Origin of the sequence: Streptomyces sp. NPDC056486, from assembly GCF_042795295.1 — a bacterium.
Lineage (GTDB): Bacteria > Actinomycetota > Actinomycetes > Streptomycetales > Streptomycetaceae > Streptomyces.
The window spans coordinates 1-5,131 of the sequence record NZ_JBHTSF010000294.1; the positions used below are offsets into that span (position 1 = coordinate 1).

4 protein-coding genes and 2 tRNA genes are annotated in these 5,131 nt (G+C 66.2%); 1 reads left to right on the top strand and 5 read right to left on the bottom strand.

Annotation, left to right across the window (positions count from 1 at the left end; translation table 11 throughout):
* Nucleotides 1-49: 49 nt before the first annotated feature.
* The 5 genes from clpX to ACFQ7F_RS45315 form a co-directional block, all read right to left on the bottom strand.
* Complete coding sequence (gene clpX, locus ACFQ7F_RS45295) at nt 50-1,336, bottom strand: ATP-dependent Clp protease ATP-binding subunit ClpX (protein ID WP_383285464.1); 1,287 nt, start codon at nt 1,334-1,336, stop codon at nt 50-52.
* A gap of 156 nt (nt 1,337-1,492) precedes the next feature.
* Nucleotides 1,493-2,173 (bottom strand): ATP-dependent Clp protease proteolytic subunit, encoded by a 681-nt coding sequence (locus ACFQ7F_RS45300; RefSeq protein ID WP_383285467.1) that lies wholly within the window; start codon nt 2,171-2,173, stop codon nt 1,493-1,495.
* Nucleotides 2,174-2,234: 61 nt separating this feature from the next.
* Nucleotides 2,235-2,840 (bottom strand): ATP-dependent Clp protease proteolytic subunit, encoded by a 606-nt coding sequence (locus tag ACFQ7F_RS45305; RefSeq protein ID WP_383285473.1) that lies wholly within the window; start codon nt 2,838-2,840, stop codon nt 2,235-2,237.
* 439 nt (nt 2,841-3,279) lie between these two features.
* Nucleotides 3,280-4,671, bottom strand: a complete 1,392-nt coding sequence (tig, locus tag ACFQ7F_RS45310; protein WP_383285470.1) for a trigger factor — start codon at nt 4,669-4,671, stop codon at nt 3,280-3,282.
* Between the two features lie 126 nt (nt 4,672-4,797).
* Nucleotides 4,798-4,874, bottom strand: a tRNA-Pro gene (locus tag ACFQ7F_RS45315).
* A 175-nt stretch (nt 4,875-5,049) separates the two neighbouring features.
* On the opposite strand from ACFQ7F_RS45315, the gene ACFQ7F_RS45320 reads away from it, so the two are divergent.
* Nucleotides 5,050-5,120 (top strand) — tRNA-Gly (locus ACFQ7F_RS45320).
* Nucleotides 5,121-5,131: the final 11 nt, after the last annotated feature.

The window sequence follows — 5,131 nt, forward strand, 5'->3', positions numbered from 1 at the left end:
GCGTGATCGCTGCCGGGCGGCTCCGTCATATGCGCCCGCGAGGTGCGCGCTACGCGCTCTTCTCGTGCGGTTCGCCGGACTCACCGCGGTTGCGCGGCACCAGCGTCGGGTTCACGTTCGAGTGGACGACGTCCGCCGTGATGACGACACGGGCCACGTCCTTGCGGGACGGGACCTCGTACATCACCGACTGGAGGACTTCCTCCATGATGGCGCGCAAGCCACGCGCGCCGGTCTGGCGCAGGATCGCCTGGTCGGCGATGGCCTCAAGGGCCTCGCGCTCGAACTCGAGCTCGACGCCGTCGAGTTCGAAGAGGCGCTGGTACTGCTTGACGAGCGCGTTGCGCGGCTCCACCAGGATCTGGAGAAGAGCCTCACGGTCCAGGTTGTGGACCGAGGTGATCACGGGGAGGCGGCCGATGAACTCGGGGATCATCCCGAACTTCACCAGGTCCTCCGGCATGATGTCCTCGAACCGGTCCTTCTCCTGAAGCTCGCGCTTGGAGTGGATCGTGGCGCCGAAGCCGATGCCCTTCGCGCCCGCCCGCGACTCGATGATCTTCTCGAGGCCGGCAAAGGCGCCGCCCACGATGAAGAGCACGTTCGTCGTGTCGATCTGGATGAACTCCTGGTGCGGGTGCTTACGGCCGCCCTGCGGTGGAACCGAGGCGGTCGTGCCCTCCAGGATCTTGAGCAGTGCCTGCTGGACGCCTTCACCCGATACATCGCGCGTGATCGAGGGGTTCTCGCTCTTGCGAGCCACCTTGTCGATCTCGTCGATGTAGATGATGCCCGTCTCGGCCTTCTTGACGTCGTAGTCAGCGGCCTGGATGAGCTTCAGGAGGATGTTCTCGACGTCCTCGCCGACATAGCCGGCCTCCGTGAGCGCCGTCGCGTCCGCGATGGCGAACGGGACGTTCAGCATGCGCGCGAGCGTCTGCGCGAGCAGCGTCTTGCCGGAGCCGGTCGGGCCGAGCAGCAGGATGTTGGACTTCGCGAGTTCGATCGCGTCGTCACGGCCCTGCGCGCCGCCGGTCTCACCGGCCTGGACCCGCTTGTAGTGGTTGTAGACCGCTACCGAGAGGGCTTTCTTCGCGGGCTCCTGGCCCACGACATACCCCTCGAGGAATTCGTAGATCTCACGAGGCTTGGGGAGTTCCTCCCAGCGCACCTCGCTCGTCTCCGCGAGCTCTTCCTCGATGATCTCGTTACAGAGGTCGATGCACTCATCGCAGATATACACACCGGGACCTGCGATGAGCTTCTTGACCTGCTTCTGACTCTTCCCGCAGAACGAGCACTTGAGCAGATCGCCGCCGTCACCGATGCGTGCCACGAGGTGCTTCCCCTTCGCCTGGGAGACGCCACGTTCAGCGACTCCTGGTGCCTCATATCCGACGGTACCTTGCCTGGCCCCCCGTTCGGGCCCCCCTTGGCACGGTTCACTTTGACGTGGACCGTGCCAAGGAACGGCAGATGCTACATCGCTGCGTCAGACGACCGAGGCGTTGTTCATCTTCCGGGTGGAGATGATCTGATCGACCAGGCCGTACGCCAGCGCGTCCTCGGCAGTGAGGATCTTGTCGCGCTCGATGTCGTCGCGGATCTTCTCGATCGGCGTCGTGGAGTGCTTGGCCAGCATCTCCTCCAGCTGCGCGCGCATCCGGAGGATCTCGTTGGCGGCGATCTCCAGGTCGGATACCTGCCCGCGACCCGTCTCGCTGTAGGGCTGGTGGATCAGGACGCGCGCGTTCGGGAGCGCCATGCGCTTGCCCGGCGTACCCGCCGAGAGGAGCACGGCGGCGGCGGACGCGGCCTGGCCCATGCAGACCGTCGACACGTCGGGCTTCACGAACTGCATCGTGTCGTAGATCGCCGTGAGCGCCGTGAAGGAGCCGCCGGGGCTGTTGATGTAGATCGAGATGTCACGGTCGGGGTCCATCGACTCCAGGCACAGGAGCTGCGCCATGACGTCGTTGGCGGACGCGTCGTCGATCTGCACGCCGAGGAAGATCACGCGCTCCTCGAACAGCTTCGCGTACGGGTCGTACTCACGCACGCCCTGCGAGGTGCGCTCGACGAAGCGCGGGATGACGTAGCGGGATTCGGCGGTCGGGCCGGTGTACTCGGCCTGGGGGCGCTCGTAGAGGCCGCTGCCGGGGTAGTTCTTCATCTCTGTAGGTCTCCTGAGGAGCGTGGGCTCGGTCGGCTTCGGAAGGGCTGAGCGGTGAGGCTCAGGCTCCGGTGCCGCCGCCGCCCGGCATGCTGGCCGCGTTGGGCATGATGTCGTCGATGAGGCCGTACTCCTTGGCCTCCAGCGGGTCGAACCAGCGGTCGCGGTCCGAGTCGCGGGTGACCTGCTCGACGGTCTGACCCGTGTGGAACGCGGTGAGCTCGGCCATCTTCTTCTTCGTGAGAAGGAGACGCTCGGCGTGGATCTTGATGTCCGACGCGGAGCCCGCGAGTCCTGCGGAGGGCTGGTGGATCAGGATCTCGGCGTTCGGCAGCGCGAAGCGCTTGCCGGGCGTACCGGCGCTGAGCAGGAACTGGCCCATCGAGGCCGCCATGCCCATCGCGATCGTCACCACGTCGTTCTGGATGTACTGCATGGTGTCGTAGATCGCCATGCCGGCCGTGATGGATCCACCAGGGCTGTTGATGTAAAGGAAAATGTCCTTGTCCGGCTCTGCGGCAAGGAGCAGCAACTGCGCGGTGATCTTGTTGGCGATGTCGTCGTCCACGGCCTGGCCGAGGAAGATGATCCGCTCGCCGAGCAGCCGGTTGTAGACCTGGTCGCCGAGGCCACCACCGATGGAGGGGTCGCCGGCGGCGGAGGGCATCAGATTCGTCACGTATCCACCTGCTCGTCTTACGACGGCGCCGGGCCGTCTCACGTCTTCTTCTGAGGCTTGGGACCCCGCGTGCTCGCCGCTCCGGGACGGCTTCGGGGACTCCCCTGCCCTCGTATTCATGGACCCTAACGCTCAGCCCCGTCCGGGGAATCCCGCAAAGGTGGCTGTTCGCTGTGAGCGCAGGTCCTGGCGGGGCGCCTTGAGCCGGGGTCCCGGGGTCGCCCCGGGGCGCGTCAGGGCCCCGTCAGGGGCGCGGGGAACTGCGCGAGCAACCCCGTACGAGCCGCACTCGCCGTGGGACCTGACGCGGCAGACGCGCCTGCGGCCCTGCGGGGGCTGAGCGCGCGGTTCCCCGCGCCCCTAAGGCGCTGGGCCCCAGAGACATGCGTCTCTGGGGCCCAGCGTGTGTTCAGTGAAGCGAGGCTGCTCAGGCCTCGGTCTTCTCGGCCTTCTCCTCGACGGAGTCGGACGCCTCGGTCTGCTCGCCGTCGGCGGCAGCCGTCTCGTCCTCGTCGTCGAGGTCCACGACCTCGCCGTTCGTGTCCTTGACCGACGCGGCCTCGACGACGACCGCGAGGGCCTTGCCGCGGGCGACCTCGCCGACCAGCATCGGGACCTGGCCGCCTTCGACGACCGCCTGGGCGAACTGGTCGGGGGACATGCCGGAGGACTGCGCGCGACGCATGAGGTGCTCGGTGAGCTCCTCCTGGTTCACGTTCAGCTTCTCCTTGTTGACGAGCTCGTCAAGGACGAACTGCGTCTTGATGCCCTTCTCGGCCTGCTCCTTGGTCTCGGCGTCGAACTCTTCCTCGGTCTTGCCCTGGATCTCCAGGTACTTCTCGAGGTCGAGGCCCATCTGGCCGAGCTGGTGGTTCACCAGGTTGTGCTTGCGGGTCTCGATCTCGTCCGCGAGAAGCTTCTCGGGGACGGGGACCTCGACCAGCTCGAGCAGCTTCTCCAGGACGCGCTCCTGGGCCTGGGTCGCCTGGTCGTACTGCTTCATGTTCTCGAGGCGCTTGCGGCTGTCCGCCTTGACCTCGTCCAGGGTGTCGAACTCCGACGCGAGCTGCGCGAAGTCGTCATCCAGGGCGGGCAGTTCACGGGCGGCGACCTGGGTGACCTTGACGGTCACCTCGGACTCCTTGCCGGTCGCCGAGCCGCCCTTGAGCTCGGAGGTGAAGGTGGCCTCGCCACCGGCCTCCAGGCCCGTCACGGCTTCGTCGATGCCTTCGAGGAGCTCGCCGGAGCCGATCGTGTAGGAGACGCCGGAAGCGACGCCGTCCTCCAGGACCTCGCCGTCGACCTTGGCCTCCAGGTCGATCGTCACGACGTCGCCGTCCACGGCGGCACGCTCGACCGGCGAGGTGGACGCGAAGCGCTCACGGAGCTCCTCGACGGCCTTCTCGACGTCCTCGTCGCTGACCTCGACCGCGTCGACCTCGACCTCGATGCCGGAGTAGTCCGGGATCTCGATCGCGGGACGGATGTCGACCTCAGCGGTGAAGTTGAGGGTCTCGTTGTCCTTCAGCTCGGTGATGTCCACCTCGGGCTGGCCCAGGACGTTGAGCTCGGCCTCGTTCACGGCCTCGGTGTAGAACTTCGGGAGCGCGTCGTTGACGGCCTCTTCGAGGACGGCGCCGCGGCCGAACCGCTGGTCGATGACTCGGGCAGGGATCTTGCCCTTGCGGAAGCCCTTCACCGTGACCTGCTGGTTGATCTTCTTGTAGGCCGCGTCGAGGCTTTCCTTGAGCTCCTCGAAGGGCACCTCAACAGTGAGCCGAACCCGGGTCGGGTTCAGGGTCTCCACGGCGCTCTTCACGGTTCGGTCTCCTTGGGGCTGACTTCTTGGGATTGAGCCCGGCTCAGAGACACACGGGCACACAGCTTGCATAGTAACGGCAAGCGGGAGCCGACCCACAATGCGATCTTGTGAGAGAGATCTGGCTGGTCGGGGTGGCGGGATTTGAACCCACGGCCTTCCGCTCCCAAAGCGGACGCGCTACCAAGCTGCGCCACACCCCGTCGGTGCGACACGTAGGGTACATGCCCGCAGGCAGTGCGGCGCCCGCTTAATCGCGAGTACGTACGGGGTGTGCGGCGAGGGGCTCCGACCCGCTACGATGCTTGCCGTGCCGCGGTCACTGATCAGCAATGTCCTCGATCAGCGACGTCCTCGACGTACTGCGGCGCAAGCTGTGCGGGTGTAGCTCAATGGTAGAGCCCTAGTCTTCCAAACTAGCTACGCGGGTTCGATTCCCGTCACCCGCTCTGTGGCCTCC